12 protein-coding genes are annotated in these 14,029 nt (G+C 71.9%); 4 read left to right on the top strand and 8 right to left on the bottom strand.

The features are described from left to right. Positions 1–88: 88 nt before the first annotated feature. The 3 genes from guaB to JW592_RS14780 all read right to left on the bottom strand — a co-directional run bounded on the left by guaB (position 89) and on the right by JW592_RS14780 (position 3,302). The gene (gene guaB, locus JW592_RS14790; protein ID WP_209265526.1) at positions 89–1,594 is read right to left on the bottom strand and encodes an IMP dehydrogenase; all 1,506 of its coding nucleotides are present in this window, start codon (positions 1,592–1,594) and stop codon (positions 89–91) included. 107 nt (positions 1,595–1,701) lie between these two features. Beyond that, positions 1,702–2,313, bottom strand: a complete 612-nt coding sequence (locus JW592_RS14785) for a sigma-70 family RNA polymerase sigma factor (protein ID WP_229376048.1) — start codon at positions 2,311–2,313, stop codon at positions 1,702–1,704. Positions 2,314–2,690: 377 nt separating this feature from the next. Continuing rightward, positions 2,691–3,302: a response regulator transcription factor gene (locus JW592_RS14780; protein ID WP_003948568.1), complete on the bottom strand. Its 612-nt coding sequence runs from the start codon at positions 3,300–3,302 to the stop codon at positions 2,691–2,693. Between the two features lie 364 nt (positions 3,303–3,666). On the opposite strand from JW592_RS14780, the gene JW592_RS14775 reads away from it, so the two are divergent. Continuing rightward, the gene (locus JW592_RS14775) at positions 3,667–3,993 is read left to right on the top strand and encodes a WhiB family transcriptional regulator (protein WP_209265524.1); all 327 of its coding nucleotides are present in this window, start codon (positions 3,667–3,669) and stop codon (positions 3,991–3,993) included. Between the two features lie 87 nt (positions 3,994–4,080). Here the strand turns inward: JW592_RS14775 and JW592_RS14770 are convergent, their stop codons facing one another. Continuing rightward, the gene (locus JW592_RS14770) at positions 4,081–4,995 is read right to left on the bottom strand and encodes a LysR family transcriptional regulator (RefSeq protein WP_209265523.1); all 915 of its coding nucleotides are present in this window, start codon (positions 4,993–4,995) and stop codon (positions 4,081–4,083) included. An 82-nt stretch (positions 4,996–5,077) separates the two neighbouring features. On the opposite strand from JW592_RS14770, the gene JW592_RS14765 reads away from it, so the two are divergent. Both JW592_RS14765 and JW592_RS14760 read left to right on the top strand, forming a co-directional pair. After that, the gene (locus JW592_RS14765; protein ID WP_209265522.1) at positions 5,078–5,746 is read left to right on the top strand and encodes an MOSC domain-containing protein; all 669 of its coding nucleotides are present in this window, start codon (positions 5,078–5,080) and stop codon (positions 5,744–5,746) included. Positions 5,747–5,866: 120 nt separating this feature from the next. Beyond that, positions 5,867–6,640 (top strand): SDR family NAD(P)-dependent oxidoreductase, encoded by a 774-nt coding sequence (locus tag JW592_RS14760; RefSeq protein WP_209265521.1) that lies wholly within the window; start codon positions 5,867–5,869, stop codon positions 6,638–6,640. Between the two features lie 70 nt (positions 6,641–6,710). Here the strand turns inward: JW592_RS14760 and groL are convergent, their stop codons facing one another. Then, complete coding sequence (groL, locus tag JW592_RS14755; protein WP_209265520.1) at positions 6,711–8,342, bottom strand: chaperonin GroEL; 1,632 nt, start codon at positions 8,340–8,342, stop codon at positions 6,711–6,713. Between the two features lie 190 nt (positions 8,343–8,532). After that, complete coding sequence (gene groES / locus JW592_RS14750) at positions 8,533–8,841, bottom strand: co-chaperone GroES (protein WP_099883511.1); 309 nt, start codon at positions 8,839–8,841, stop codon at positions 8,533–8,535. A 396-nt stretch (positions 8,842–9,237) separates the two neighbouring features. Between groES and JW592_RS14745 the strand changes: the two genes are divergently transcribed. Next, positions 9,238–10,425, top strand: a complete 1,188-nt coding sequence (locus JW592_RS14745) for a class I SAM-dependent methyltransferase (protein ID WP_209265519.1) — start codon at positions 9,238–9,240, stop codon at positions 10,423–10,425. A 6-nt stretch (positions 10,426–10,431) separates the two neighbouring features. Here JW592_RS14745 and JW592_RS14740 read toward each other — a convergent pair whose 3' ends face one another. Beyond that, positions 10,432–11,811 (bottom strand): hypothetical protein, encoded by a 1,380-nt coding sequence (locus JW592_RS14740; protein ID WP_209265518.1) that lies wholly within the window; start codon positions 11,809–11,811, stop codon positions 10,432–10,434. After that, positions 11,801–13,978, bottom strand: coding sequence for a hypothetical protein (locus tag JW592_RS14735; RefSeq protein WP_229376047.1), 2,178 nt, complete (start codon positions 13,976–13,978; stop codon positions 11,801–11,803). The genes JW592_RS14740 and JW592_RS14735 overlap by 11 nt, the downstream gene beginning before the upstream one ends. Positions 13,979–14,029: the final 51 nt, after the last annotated feature.

Here is a 14,029-nt window from a genome sequence, read left to right as displayed (position 1 = left end):
TCACTCTGGTGTGCCGCGACCAGTATCGCCGACACGCCGCACCCGGCGACGGGCGAGGGCCGCCTCGTCGCCGTCCCTACCGGAGGGGTCAGCGGCGCGAATAGTTCGGCGCCTCCGTCGTCATCTGCACATCGTGCGGGTGGCTCTCCTTGAGCCCGGCCGAGGTGATGCGGACGAAGCGGCCGCGGGCCTTCATCTCGGGGACGGTACGGCCACCGACGTAGAACATCGACTGCTTGAGGCCGCCGACGAGCTGGTGGACGACGGCGGAGAGCGGGCCGCGGTAGGCGACCTGGCCCTCGACGCCCTCGGGGATCAGCTTGTCGTCGCCGCTGACGCCCTCCTGGAAGTAGCGGTCCTTGGAATAGGACTTGGCGTCGCCGCGGGTCTGCATCGCGCCGAGCGAGCCCATGCCGCGGTAGGACTTGAACTGCTTGCCGTTGATGAACAGCAGCTCGCCAGGGGACTCCTCGCAGCCCGCCAGCAGGCTGCCCAGCATGACCGTGTCGGCCCCTGCGACCAGGGCCTTGGCGATGTCGCCGCTGTACTGGAGGCCGCCGTCGCCGATGACGGGGACGCCTGCCTCCTGGGCTGCCAGCGACGCCTCGTAGATCGCGGTGACCTGCGGGACGCCGATGCCGGCCACGACGCGGGTGGTGCAGATGGAGCCGGGGCCCACGCCGACCTTGACGCCGTCGACCCCGGCGTCGATCAGCGCCTTGGCGCCGTCGCGGGTGGCGATGTTGCCGCCGACGACGTCGACGCCCGGGTGGTTCGACTTGATCTTGGCGACCATGTCTCCGACGAGCCGCGAGTGGCCGTGCGCGGTGTCGACGACGATGAAGTCGACGCCCGCCTCGATCAGCGCCTGCGCCCGGTCGTAGGCGTCACCCGCGACGCCTACGGCCGCGCCGACGACCAGCCGGCCCTCGGAGTCCTTGGCGGCCTTGGGGTACTGCTCGGCCTTGACGAAGTCCTTGACGGTGATGAGGCCCTTGAGGGTGCCGGAGCCGTCCACCAGCGGCAGCTTCTCGATCTTGTGGCGGCGCAGCAGCTCCATGGCCTCGTCGCGCGAGATCCCGACCTCGCCGGTGACCAGCGGCATCGGTGTCATGACGTCCCGCACCTGGCGGCTGCGGTCCAGCTCGAAGGCCATGTCCCGGTTGGTGACGATGCCGAGCAGCTTGCCTGCCGGGTCGGTGACCGGGACGCCGCTGATGCGGAACCGGCCGCACAGCGCGTCGGCCTCCTGCAGCGTGGCGTCGGGGCGGATGGTGATGGGGTCGGTGACCATGCCGGACTCGGACCGCTTGACCTGGTCGACCTGGTTGGCCTGGTCCTCGATCGACAGGTTGCGGTGCAGCACGCCCACGCCGCCCTGGCGTGCCATCGCGATGGCCATCCGGCCCTCGGTGACCTTGTCCATGGCGGCGGACAGCAGCGGGACGTTGACCCTTACGTTGCGCGAGACGTACGACGCGGTGTCGATGTCATGCGGGGCCATGTCCGACTCGCCCGGCAGCAGCAGGACATCGTCGTATGTCAGGCCCAGAGTGGCGAATTTCGCGGGCACTCCGTCGACGTTCTCAGTCATGACACCTTTCCCAATCCTTGCCCCTGCCGGATGTCCATGCTATCGGCCCGGCGAGGTGTGCCGGACCGCCTGTGGACAACCCTCCCGGGACCCGCGACGCCGGGGAACTACTGCTCGGCCAGGGCCCGCAGCCTGCTGAGCGCCCGGTGCTGGGCAACGCGGACGGCTCCGGGTGACATTCCCAGCATCTGTCCGGTCTCCTCGGCCGTCAGCCCCACGGCGACCCGCAGCAGCACTAGCTCGCGCTGGTGTTCGGGCAAGTTGGCCAGCAGCTTCTTGGCCCACTCCGCGTCGCTGGAGAGCAGCGCCCGCTCCTCGGGGCCGAGGGAGTCGTCGGGCCGCTCGGGCATCTCGTCCGAGGGCACGGCGGTGGAACCGGGCCCGCGCATGGCGGCCCGCTGCAGATCGGCGACCTTGTGCTGGGCGATGGCGACGACGAACGCCTCGAACGGCTTTCCGGTGTCGCGGTAGCGCGGCAGCGCGCAGAGCACCGCGATACAGACTTCCTGCGCGAGGTCGTCGACAAAGTGACGCGCGTCACCCGGCAGTCTCGTCAGCCGGGTACGGCAGTAGCGCAGAGCCAGTGGATGAACGTGGGCGAGCAGATCGTGCGTGGCTTGGCGGTCGCCCTCGACCGCCCGTTGGACGAGCTTGCTGACCTTCGCGACCTCGGCCGCGTCCGCGGCCGCGGGCTGTGGCCCGTTCTCCTCGTCGCGCATCGGTCCATGGTGCACCGATGCCGCGCGGTTCGCCGCACCGCGCTCGTAGATGTGAGCCGAAGCGTTATGAGCAGGCGCACTGGCCCTCATGTCCACGCCCTCCCCTCACGCCTGACCGAACGGTCCCCGAGGAACTCCATACAACAAGCATGCGGCACGCGCGAGATTTCCCGGCTGCCGCGGGGGAATCCGCGGGGACCCCGACCCGTCCGAGGGCCGCCTTCCCACCCGTCTGCGACCGGCGCCGGGCGCGGACGAGCGGGCGGGCGAGCGGGGTCCGGCGAGGCTGCGGGCCCCCGTTCCCCAGCCTCCGGCTGGGCGGGGCCGCCCCCGGCCGCAGCTGAGGGAGTGCCCCCGGGCGGGCGCCCCGCCCCTGGTCAGCGGACGAGACCCCAGCGGAAGCCGAGCGCCACCGCGTGCGCGCGGTCCGATGCGCCGAGTTTTTTGAACAGCCGCCTGGCGTGCGTCTTGACCGTGTCCTCGGAGAGAAACAACTCACGTCCGATCTCCGCGTTGGAGCGGCCGTGGCTCATGCCTTCCAGCACCTGGATCTCGCGCGCTGTCAGCGTCGGCGCCGCGCCCATCTCGGCCGAGCGCAGCCGGCGGGGGGCGAGCCGCCAGGTGGGGTCGGCCAGGGCCTGGGTCACGGTCGCGCGCAGTTCGGCCCGGGACGCGTCCTTGTGCAGATAGCCGCGGGCGCCGGCCGCGACGGCCAGGGCGACGCCGTCGAGGTCCTCGGCCACCGTCAGCATGATGATGCGGGCGCCGGGGTCGGCGGAGAGCAGCCGGCGGACGGTCTCCACTCCGCCCAGGCCGGGCATCCTCACGTCCATCAGGATCAGGTCGGACCGGTCGGCGCCCCAGCGGCGGAGGACTTCCTCGCCGTTGGCCGCCGTCGTCACACGCTCGACGCCGGGCACGGTCGCGACCGCGCGGCGCAGGGCCTCTCGGGCGAGCGGGGAGTCGTCGCATACGAGGACGGATGTCATGGCCGCCCTCCGCTGCTGATGCGCATCACCTTGAGCCTCCAGGCTGCTTTGAGAATCGTCACCTGCGCGATTGACGGCCTCGGACGTGCATGCCCGGCCGGTTCCGAGCCAATCGCTTTCGCTCTCTCAACGACGGTCACCCGAAAGAGTTACGGCTTCCGACCACCGTCATCAGCACTCTACGTGAGCACTCGTACACGGAGCAGCAACATCCTGGCTTTCCTCGACCCGACACCCCTTTCCTCCCGAAGTGCCCTATTCAGATGCATTCCTTCCGTTTTGTGAGATCGATCGCTAGATTCGCGAAAGAGTCATATTTACGCACGAGTGTCAGATCACCCCAGCAGCACTCAGGAGAAACGCGATGGCAGACTTCTCCCGCCTTCCTGGCCCCAACGCGGATCTGTGGGACTGGCAGCTTCTGGCAGCCTGCCGCGGGGTGGACAGTTCGCTGTTCTTCCACCCCGAGGGGGAGCGCGGCGCCGCCCGCAGTGCGCGTGAGGCGTCGGCCAAGGAGGTGTGCATGCGCTGCCCGGTGCGCTCCGAGTGCGCGGCGCACGCGCTCCAGGTGCGGGAGCCCTACGGGGTTTGGGGCGGGCTCACCGAGGATGAGCGCGAAGAGTTGCTGGGCCGCGCCCGCACCCGCTTGGTGACCGCCCACCACACGGCGGACCCGCCCCCCGAGGACTAGGGGCTCACCCACCCGTCCCGCGTACCCGGCGTGGATGCTGCGCTTTTCGGCCCTGCTCCCCCGGACTCGTCCGGGAGGGACTGCCCCTCATCGGCGTGCTGCCGCCACCAGGCGGCTCAGCATCGCGGCGACGGCCGGCACCTGGGCCAGGTCCGGCAAGGTGAGGGCCACCACTTCGCGCTGCACCGCGGGGACGACCCGCACGGCCCGCGTCCCCCGCGGCCGTACGGACTCCACGGCCAGCTCCGGCAGGACCGCGACCCCCAGGCCCGCGCCGACCAGACCCACCACCGCCGGGTAGTCGTCGGTCGCGAAGTCGATCCGCGGCGTGAACCCCGCCGCCTCGCACACCTGCACGAGGTGCTGGCGGCAGCGCGGGCACCCCGCGACCCAGGGCTCCTCGGCCAGCGTGCCGATGTCGACCTCCTCGGCGTCCGCGAACCGATGGCCCTCGGGCACCAGCCCCACCAGCCGGTCGGTCAGCAGCGGCCGTACCACCAGGTCCTCCCTCCCCCCGCCTTCGGCCGGGAGGTTCCCCCAGGGCGCCGCCTCGTAGCGGAAGGCCAGCGCGATCTCGCAGTCCCCGGCCTGCAGCATCTCCACCGAGCGCGGCGGCTCGGCCTCCACCAGCGAGACCCGGGTGCCCGGGTGGTCGGCCCGCATCGCCGCGACAGCGGTGGGCACCAGCGTCGAACTCCCGCTCGGGAAGGACACCAGCCGCACCCGCCCCGCACGCAACCCGGCCAGCGCCGCGACCTCCTCCTCGGCCGCCGCCAGGCCCGCCAGAATCCCCGTGGCGTGCCGTACCAGCGCCTCGCCCGCCTCCGTCAGCCGCATCTCGCGTCCGGCACGCACCAGCAGCGGGGTGCCGGCGGTGGCCTCCAGCGCCTTCATCTGCTGGCTGACGGCGGGCTGGGTGCAGCCCAGCTCACGGGCCGCGGCCGAGAAGGAACCGGTGGTGGCGACCGCGCGCAGGACACGCAGATGACGGGCCTCGATCATGACACCGAGCATAAGGCTGCCTTGGGTACCGGGCAGGAAATTCCGGTTAGCGGCTTGGAGAAGCCGTCGATAGCCTCAGCGCATGCGACTGCTTTCCGTGAACCTCGCCAAGCCACACCGCTCCGAGCACACCGACGCCGAGGGCCGGTGGACCGGCATCGACAAACAGCCGGCCGAGGGCCAGGTGGCCGTCGCCGCGCCCGGCCCGCGCGGCACCGGCGGCAGCGGACTGGCCGGCGACACCATCGGCGATCTGCGCCACCACGGCGGCGAGGAACAGGCGGTCTACGCCTTCGCCAGGGAAGAGCTCGACTTCTGGGAGGGCGAGCTGGGCCGGCAGCTGCCCAACGGCTCCTTCGGCGAGAACTTCACCACGCGTGACGTCCCCGTCGACGACGCCCTCATCGGCGAGCGCTGGCAGGTCGGCGCCCCCGGCACCGGGCCGCTGCTGGAGGTGTGCTCCATGCGCATCCCCTGCCGGACGTTCGCGGGCTGGCTCGGTGAGCAGGGCTGGATGAAGCGGTTCACGAACCGACGTATGCCCGGTGCGTATCTGCGGGTCATCGAGCCGGGACAGGTGTGCGCGGGCGACCCGGTCACCGTCGTCCACCGTCCAGGCCACGAGGTCTCGGTCAGCTTTGTGTTCCGCTCGCTGACCCAGGAGCCCGAACTGCTGCCGCGCGTCCTGGCGGCCGGCGAGGCACTGGACCCCAAGGCACGGGAGAAGGCGCTGCGGCGTATCGGGAGCTGACGGCTCGCCACACCTGACGTGGTGCCACGCCCACTGCCGGGCCGGGGGCTTGCACGCGGCCGGGCGACCGCCGCGTACGGCCGGCGTCCGGGCTCGGCGCGGGCCGATAGCGTGGCCCGCATGACGACTGCACTCATCACGGGAGCCACCGCCGGCATCGGCGCCGCCTTCGCCCGGCGGCTCGCGAGCCGCGGCTACCACCTCGTGCTCGCCGCGCGGAACACCGACCGGCTCTGGCGTGAGGCGACCGAACTGCACGACCGGCACGGCGTTGAGGCGGACGTCGTCACTGCCGACCTGGCGACGGAGGACGGCATCAAGGCCGTCGAAGAGCGGCTGCGCGACCGCGAGCACCCCGTCGACCTGCTGGTCAACAACGCGGGGTTCGGCAACAAGGGCCGCTATCTCGAAGTGCCGGTCGCCGACGAGCTGAAGATGCTCAAGGTGCACTGTGAAGCGGTGCTGCGGCTGACGTCCGCCGCCACGGAGTCGATGTGCGAACGGGGGCGCGGCGGGGTCATCAACGTCGCCTCCGTCGCCGCGTTCTTCCCTCGTGGGACGTACGGCGCCTCCAAGGCATGGGTCACCCAGTTCACCCAGGGCGCGGCGAAAGACCTCGCCGGTCGGGGCGTACGGCTGCTGGCACTGTGCCCCGGGTTCGTCCGTACGGAGTTCCACGAGCGGGCCGGGATGGACTCCGCAGACATCCCCAAGTGGATGTGGCTCGATGCCGACCAGGTGGTCGAGACGGCGCTGCGGGACCTTGCGCGGGGGCGCACGTTGTCCGTGCCCGACCCGCGGTACAAGGCGCTGCTGGGGGCTTCCAAGCTGCTGCCGCGCGGGGTGCTGGCGCGGGCTTCGTCGACGACGGGGCGGAAGTACGGGCCGAAGTAGGACCGCACCCCGCGAAGCAGAGAGGGCGCACCCCGCAGTGGAGTGCGCCCTCACCAAGAGGCCGGGTGCCTCAGTGGGCGTGACCGTGGCCGTGGCCGTGACCCGCGGCGGACTCTTCCTCCTCGGCCGGCTTCTCGACGACCAGCGTCTCGGTCGTCAGCAGCAGCGAGGCGATCGAGGCCGCGTTCTCCAGCGCGGAGCGCGTCACCTTGACCGGGTCGATGACGCCGGCCTTGATCAGGTCGCCGTACTCGCTGGTGGCGGCGTTGAAGCCCTGCCCGGCCTCCAGCTCCGCGACCTTGGACGTGATGACGTAGCCCTCCAGGCCCGCGTTCTCGGCGATCCAGCGCAGCGGCTCGACGGCGGCGCGGCGGACGGTGGCGACACCGGTCGCCTCGTCGCCCTCCTTGCCGAGGTTGCCCTCCAGCACCTTGACCGCGTGCACCAGCGAGGAGCCACCGCCGGAGACGATGCCTTCCTCGACTGCCGCGCGGGTCGCGGAGATAGCGTCCTCCAGGCGGTGCTTCTTCTCCTTCAGCTCCACCTCGGTGGCGGCGCCGACGCGGATGACGCACACGCCGCCGGCCAGCTTGGCCAGGCGCTCCTGGAGCTTCTCGCGGTCCCAGTCGGAGTCGGTGGTCTCGATCTCCGCCTTGATCTGGGCGACGCGGCCCTGCACGTCCTCGGCCTTGCCGGCGCCGTCGACGATCGTGGTGTCGTCCTTGGTGACGGTGACGCGGCGGGCGGAGCCCAGCACGTCGAGACCGGCCTGGTCGAGCTTGAGGCCGACCTCCTCGGCGATGACGGTGGCGCCGGTCAGCGTCGCCATGTCGCCGAGCATGGCCTTGCGGCGGTCACCGAAGCCGGGCGCCTTGACGGCGACGGCGTTGAAGGTGCCGCGGATCTTGTTGACGACGAGGGTGGAGAGGGCCTCGCCCTCCACGTCCTCGGCGATGATCAGCAGCGGCCTGGAGCCACCCGCCTGCATGATCTTCTCGAGCAGCGGCAGCAGGTCCTGGATGGAGCTGATCTTGCCCTGGTGGATCAGGATGTAGGGGTCGTCGAGGACGGCCTCCATCCGCTCCTGGTCGGTGACGAAGTAGGGCGAGAGGTAGCCCTTGTCGAAGGCCATGCCCTCGGTGAAGTCCAGCTCCAGGCCGAAGGTCTGGGACTCCTCGACGGTGATGACACCGTCCTTGCCGACCTTGTCCATCGCCTCGGCGATCAGCTCACCGACCTGCTTGTCCTGCGCGGACAGGGCGGCGACGGAGGCGATGTCCTCCTTGGAGTCGATCGGGCGGGCCGTGGAGACCAGCTCGTCCGAGACGGCGCTGACGGCGGCGTCGATGCCCTTCTTCAGGGCGGCCGGGGAAGCACCGGCGGCGACGTTGCGCAGCCCCTCACGGACCAGCGCCTGGGCCAGCACCGTGGCGGTGGTGGTGCCGTCACCCGCGATGTCGTTGGTCTTGGTCGCCACCTCCTTCAGGAGCTGGGTGCCCAGGTTCTCGTACGGGTCCTCGACCTCGACCTCACGGGCGATCGTGACACCGTCGTTGGTGATGGTCGGGGCGCCGAACTTCTTGTCGATGACGACGTTGCGGCCCTTGGGGCCGATGGTCACCTTGACGGTGTCGGCGATCTTGTTGACACCGCGCTCAAGGGCGCGACGGGCGTCCTCGTCGAACTTCAGGATCTTCGCCATGGAAGCTGTTGTGTCCTCTCACACGTCTCGCACGTCTCGTACGCGCGCGTATCGGCCCGTACGAGCCGCGCCCTGGTCCCTGCTACCTCTCACGAGGAGCCGGCACCAGGGCGCGTTTCGACTGCACGCTGCCGCTGGGAAGCTGGAGAGAGCGCGGCTGCGTCCGTAGTCCGTACTGCTTCTCGCCGTATTACTTCTCGACGATCGCGAGAACGTCGCGGGCCGAGAGGACGAGGTACTCCTCGCCGCTGTACTTCACCTCGGTGCCGCCGTACTTGCTGTACAGCACGATGTCGCCGACGGACACGTCGAGCGGCAGGCGGTTGCCGTCCTCGAAGCGGCCCGGGCCCACGGCCAGGACGGTGCCCTCCTGGGGCTTCTCCTTGGCGGTGTCCGGGATGACCAGGCCAGAGGCCGTGGTCTCCTCGGCGTCGAGCGGCTGGACCACGATGCGGTCCTCGAGCGGCTTGATGGCAACCTTGGAGCTGGCGGTCGTCACGATCCGACCTCCCCCTTCGGAGATCTCAATACGTCAAATGAGGGCTTATGTCTGGGGTGGCGACCTGGTAGATCCGTCGTCGCGGGTGCCGGATCTGCCCGTCGCGTACTGCTGGCACTCCCACGGGGAGAGTGCCAAGGTTGAGATTATGCCTGGCTTAGCACTCGGTCAAGCGGAGTGCTAGCCGCACCGGCTTGTGGCGATGTGCGGGGGCGCCCCCTCTCCCGGTTTTCTGCGGGGATTCGCCGTGGGGGTTCCGGGCGTTTGCCGGGTGCGGCTGTGCTCTGGTTGCTCGCGCCGTTCCCCGCGCCCCTGACGGGGCGCCCCTGGCGCGGCTCCGATTCACTCGGCTGGGTCAGCGAACGCTCCGGCCTGGCGGGGCGGGACAATGGGTGGGTGGATGGTGAGGTCTTCGCGCGGCTGCTCTCCGACGAGGGGCAGGCGCTGTTGCGTCAGGTGCGGGGCGTCGAGCCGGCGCAGGAGCTGGCCGTGGCGACGCGGCTGCGGCATCGGTACGAGCCCGATCTCGTCTCGGCGGCGCTGGCGCAAAGCCGGCTGCGCGGCCGCGCCGAGGCCAAGTTCGGCCCCGCCGAGGCGCACGAGCTGTACTTCACCGCTGACGGGCTCGAACAGGCCACCCGCACCCCGGTGGCGGCGCACCGGGCCCGGCGGATACGGCGGCTCGGCGTCCGCAGCGCCGTCGACCTGTGCTGCGGCATCGGGGCCGACGCGCTCGCGCTCGCCCGGGAGGGAATCAGCGTGCTGGCGGTCGACCGCTCGCCGGTGACGTGTGCGGTGGCCCGCGCCAACGCCGAGGCGCTGGGGCTCGGCGGCCTCGTCGAGGTGCGCTGCGCGGATGTCACCGAGGTGGCCACCGACGGCTACGACGCGGTCTTCGCCGACCCGGCACGCCGCACCGGGCGGGGCCGGGTGTTCGACCCGGAGGCGTACTCCCCGCCGCTGAGCTGGGCCGTGGAGACGGCCGGTGCGGCACCGTTGGCCGCGCTGAAGGTGGCGCCGGGCATTCCGCACGAGGCGGTGCCGGAGCAGGCGGAGGCCGAGTGGGTGTCATACGCCGGTGACGTCAAGGAGGCGGTGCTGTGGTTCGGCGCCGGCCGGGTGGACCCGGGCGGGGTACGGGCGACCCTGCTGCCCGCCGGGGACACGTTGGCCGGGCGCGGGCTGCCCGACCCGGGGGTGGGCGAGGTGGGCCGATACCTCTACGAGCCGGACGGCGCGGTGATCCGCGCCCACCTGGTCGCCGAGCTGGCCGAGCAGGTTGCGGGGCGGCTGATCGACGCGACGATCGCCTATGTGACGGCGGACGCCGCGCACTCCACGCCGTACGCGACCGGGTACGAGATCACCGACGTACTGCCGTTCAACGTCAAGAAGCTGCGCGCGCTGCTGCGGGAGCGGGGGATCGGTGTCGTCACCGTCAAGAAGCGCGGCTCGGCGGTGGAGCCCGAGGAGCTGCGGCGGAAGCTGAAGCTGGACCCGAAGGCGGCGAGCGGTTCCTGCACCGTCTTCCTGACCCGCGTCGCGGGCGCGCCCAGCATGCTGCTGGGCCACCCGTTGCGCTGACCCGGGTCAGGGCCTGCGCGAGGTCCTGGTGAAGTCGCCGCGCAGCACGCGTTCGGTCAAGGTGTCCTCGGTGAGGGAGCCGTAGCCGGTGGCGGCCCACAGGCTGGACTCGGGCGGAACTTCGAAGTACGGGATGCGGACGTCGCCCTGGGCCTGGCGGACGTCACCGTGGGCCTGGGTGAGGACTTCCGGCGCGCGGCGTGCGGCCACAGCGGCGGCGCAGTCGGCGCAGGCCGCCACGTCCAGCGACTCGCGGCGGCCCAGCGGGCGCCAGCTGACCCGCTTGGCGGCGGGGCCGTGCAGCGGGTGGAAGAAGCACAGCGGCAGCGCGGAGGCCGACGCGGACGGCTCGGACCGGCGCAGCGCGCCCCGTCCCTCGTGGATGAGCGCGAGGACACCGGCCAGGTCGGGTATGTCCCGTGCCTCGTCCAGCACCTTGCCGGCGGCGGCGTAGGCGTCGAGGGAGAGCTGGAGCAGGTCGCCGTCGGCGCCGTCCTCGCTCGGCTCGTGGGCGAGGAGTTCCTCGTTGTACGCGAGGAGTTCGCGCTGTGCGCGCTTGCGCAGGTCGCGTACGCGCGTCTTGCGCGCGGTCGCGAAGACGGAGCGCGGCGAGGTGAACGGCGCCCGGGCCGAGGTGCGGGCGCGGTGGGTACGCACGGTTCGGTAGCCCAGTACGGCGGCGAGGAGCACGGCCGCCGCCGCGGCGATCACCACGGTGAGCAGCACCGGGGACAGCCCGCCCGCGCCGCTCCCGGCCCCGTCACCGCCCGACGAGGGGCGGTCGCGCTGCAGATCCTTGGTGGCTTTCTCGTACGCCTTGTCGCCGTTGCCGGACTTCACGATCTCCAGCGCCCGGGTGAACTTCGCGTAGAGGCTCTTGCCCTTCATGTCCTCCTGGTGGCCCACTGCCGCGACGCCCCAGAATGCCTGGTGCTTGCCGTTGCGGGGGAACTCGTAGCCGTTCAGGAAACCCTCGGTCCTGCTGAGGGTCATGTAGACGGCTTCCTTGTCCGACCCCTCGCCCAGCCGGTAGCGCACGACATCGACCATCTTCTCCGGGTCGCCGTCCCAGGCGTCCCCGGAGATGAACGGGACGACGACGACCCGTACCGGCAGACCCGACGCCTTGATCTTCTTCACCAGCCGGCGCTGCTGGTCGGTCGGGAACGCCTGTTCGTAGGACGGGTCGACGTAGACAGGTGACTTGCGGAGCCCGTCGACGATCCGCTGCGCGGGGCTGTCGCCGTCGGCGGCGGCGCGGCCCGCCGTACCGAGCGCCGACGCGAGCGCAGCGAGGACGAGCGCGAGTACGGCTGCCGTCAATCGGGCGGCGCGGGAGGGACGGGTGGAGGCGGCGCCGGGTGCGGCGCGAAGCTCAGTGGACACCTAGCTGCTCCCGTACACGACGGACGATCTCTTCGGTGGTCGGCCCCTGGCCCCCGCCGACGCCCCGCGGGGCCTCCAGCGGGCCCGGAACCCGGTGGTAGGGCTCGTACGGCGCTGACCGGGCGGCGCCGGGAGCGCGCAGACACAGCAGACGCGACCCGACGACGTCCGCGGTCCGCGCTGCCCGCGTGCTGGGCGAGGCGGTGCCTCGTACGTGGAGCGCGGCACGGCACCCGGCGCAGACGGAGCGCGACCGGGCCCCGCTGGTCTCGCCGGGCAGCTTCAGCTTGCCGGTGGCGGTCGCGGGTCCGTGCAGCGGATTGAGGGTGCACAGCCGGATGCGCCCGGTGCCGCTGCCCCGGCGGTGGCGGCCGTCGTCGAGCGCCCCGCGGCCGCCGCGGATGAGGGCGAGTCCGGCGGCGAGGGTGGGCGCGTCGGCGTCGGCGTCCACCCTGTTGTCGCCCTCCTGGTCGAGGAGGAGGGTCGCGGCGTCGAGACAGTCCCACACGCGGGTGCGTGCCGCGTCCGGGAGCGTGTCGGACAGCCGCTCGAACTCGTCGTTCAGCTCCTCCAGTTCCCGCCGCGCGGTTCTGCGCAGCCAGCCGGTCGAGGGGCGGGCGGGGGTCTGCGGGGCCGTACCGCCGTCGGAGGCCGCGCCCCGACCCGCTCGGCCGGGGGCCCGGCGGGCGGTGGCCGACGCGCCGCCCAGGCCGATGCGCCGGGCGCTGCCGAGGCCGGTACGCCGGGCGATGCCCAGTCCGGCCGCCGTCACTCCCAGCACGGCAAGCGCGGCCACAGCACCCATGAGAGTGCCGGGCCCGAAATCGCCGGAGTAGAGGGCGGGCAGTTCGTCCTCCGTGACGGGGTCGTCCGGGGCCAGCGGGTCCAGGTAGGGGTCGCCGGGCGGCGCCGAGGGCAGTCGGTCGATGATCCGCAGCGCTTCGTCCAGCCGCGAGAACAACCGACCGCCATCGTCGTCGCCCGCCTCGTCGTTCGCCCCGCGACTCTCCTCGTCCGTACCGAAGCGCAGGTCTTCCGTGGCGTCGTAGAGCGCCGCGCTGTCCACCTCGGCGCCGTAGTTGACGATCTCCAGCTCGCCGTCGTCGGCGGCGTCCGCGATCACGTAGACGCCGTCACCGCGCGAACCCAGGCGGCTGTGCAGCTTCTTGGCGAGGAGCTCTCCGTCGCCGGCCGACTCGTCCGCCGTGTCGAGGGGGACGACCGCGAGGTGTACGGGCACGTCCAGCCGCTCGGCGCGCTTTCGCAGCCGGCCCAGCTCGCCGCGGCTCAGCAGCCCGGCCGCCAGCGGGTCGACATGGACGGGGCCGGAGCGCATCGCGCGGGCCAGCCGATCGGTCCTGGCGCGCATATCGGCGGCGGTGGGCACCGGGTCGCCGTCCGAACGGGTGTCGTCGAAGACCAGCGGAGCACCGACGCCGATCACCAGCGCTGTGGCGGCGGCGACCGGCACCAGCAGCCGCAGCCCCGGCCACTTGCCGCCGCGCCACCGGCGGGTGTACCAGCCGACGGCCACGATCAGCAGCGGTACGCCGGTCAGCAGGATGCCGGTCAGGAAGCTCTGGTCGGCGCGGTCGGTGCGGCTGGTGTACAGCTTGTCCGGCTCCTCGCCGGCCTCCCCGCCCCGCTCGGCCCGCTCGGTCGCGTGCCCGGAGCGCAGGACGTCGACGAAGTGCCGGAAGGTCTCCAGCGTGCCCGCGTCGTAGGGCAGTTCGTACATCGTCGCGGTGGCGGCGTTCCGCGCGGGCACGTCCACCCCGAACGTCGCCACCTCGGGCCTCCCACCGTCCCCGCCGAACTGCAGATAGAGCCCGTCCTTGCCGAGCCGTTCGTGCACCGCCGCCAGCAGCCCTTTCCCGTGCCTGACCCCGGAGCCGGGCAGCACCAGCACATAGGTCGGCACCCCGGTCCGCTTCGCCTCCTTCACGAAGGCGGGGCGGGCCGAGAGCGGGTTGGTACGCGGAAGCTGGTCCGAGAGGTACACGGGACTCTTGCGCAACTGCGCGGCGAGGTAGGCGGCAGGCGAGTCCACGTCGTCGGCCGCCACGCCAGGCCCGGCACCCCCGCCGAGCGCGACCACCGCGACCAGCAGCACGGCGCCGAAACGCGCCCACCACCGCACACGGCCCGCCGCGACGACCCCGCCCATCCCGGCCCCCCGTACCCGACTACAACCTCAACGCCCCCATCCTGCCCCCTC

The organism is Streptomyces spirodelae, from assembly GCF_017676385.1.
In the GTDB taxonomy this organism is placed as follows: Bacteria; Actinomycetota; Actinomycetes; order Streptomycetales; family Streptomycetaceae; genus Streptomyces; species Streptomyces spirodelae.
The sequence above is the reverse complement of the archived record's forward strand: the minus strand, read 5'-3'. Positions and strand labels throughout refer to the sequence as shown.

What these genes read in the sequence shown, in the direction of transcription:
- guaB (WP_209265526.1), bottom strand. Translation starts at nt 1,594, where the DNA reads ATGACTGAGAACGTCGACGGAGTGCCCGCGAAATTCGCCACTCTGGGC.
- JW592_RS14785 (WP_229376048.1), bottom strand. Translation starts at nt 2,313, where the DNA reads ATGCGCGACGAGGAGAACGGGCCACAGCCCGCGGCCGCGGACGCGGCC.
- JW592_RS14780 (WP_003948568.1), bottom strand. Translation starts at nt 3,302, where the DNA reads ATGACATCCGTCCTCGTATGCGACGACTCCCCGCTCGCCCGAGAGGCC.
- JW592_RS14775 (WP_209265524.1), top strand. Translation starts at nt 3,667, where the DNA reads ATGGCAGACTTCTCCCGCCTTCCTGGCCCCAACGCGGATCTGTGGGAC.
- JW592_RS14770 (WP_209265523.1), bottom strand. Translation starts at nt 4,995, where the DNA reads ATGATCGAGGCCCGTCATCTGCGTGTCCTGCGCGCGGTCGCCACCACC.
- JW592_RS14765 (WP_209265522.1), top strand. Translation starts at nt 5,078, where the DNA reads ATGCGACTGCTTTCCGTGAACCTCGCCAAGCCACACCGCTCCGAGCAC.
- JW592_RS14760 (WP_209265521.1), top strand. Translation starts at nt 5,867, where the DNA reads ATGACGACTGCACTCATCACGGGAGCCACCGCCGGCATCGGCGCCGCC.
- groL (WP_209265520.1), bottom strand. Translation starts at nt 8,342, where the DNA reads ATGGCGAAGATCCTGAAGTTCGACGAGGACGCCCGTCGCGCCCTTGAG.
- JW592_RS14735 (WP_229376047.1), bottom strand. Translation starts at nt 13,978, where the DNA reads ATGGGCGGGGTCGTCGCGGCGGGCCGTGTGCGGTGGTGGGCGCGTTTC.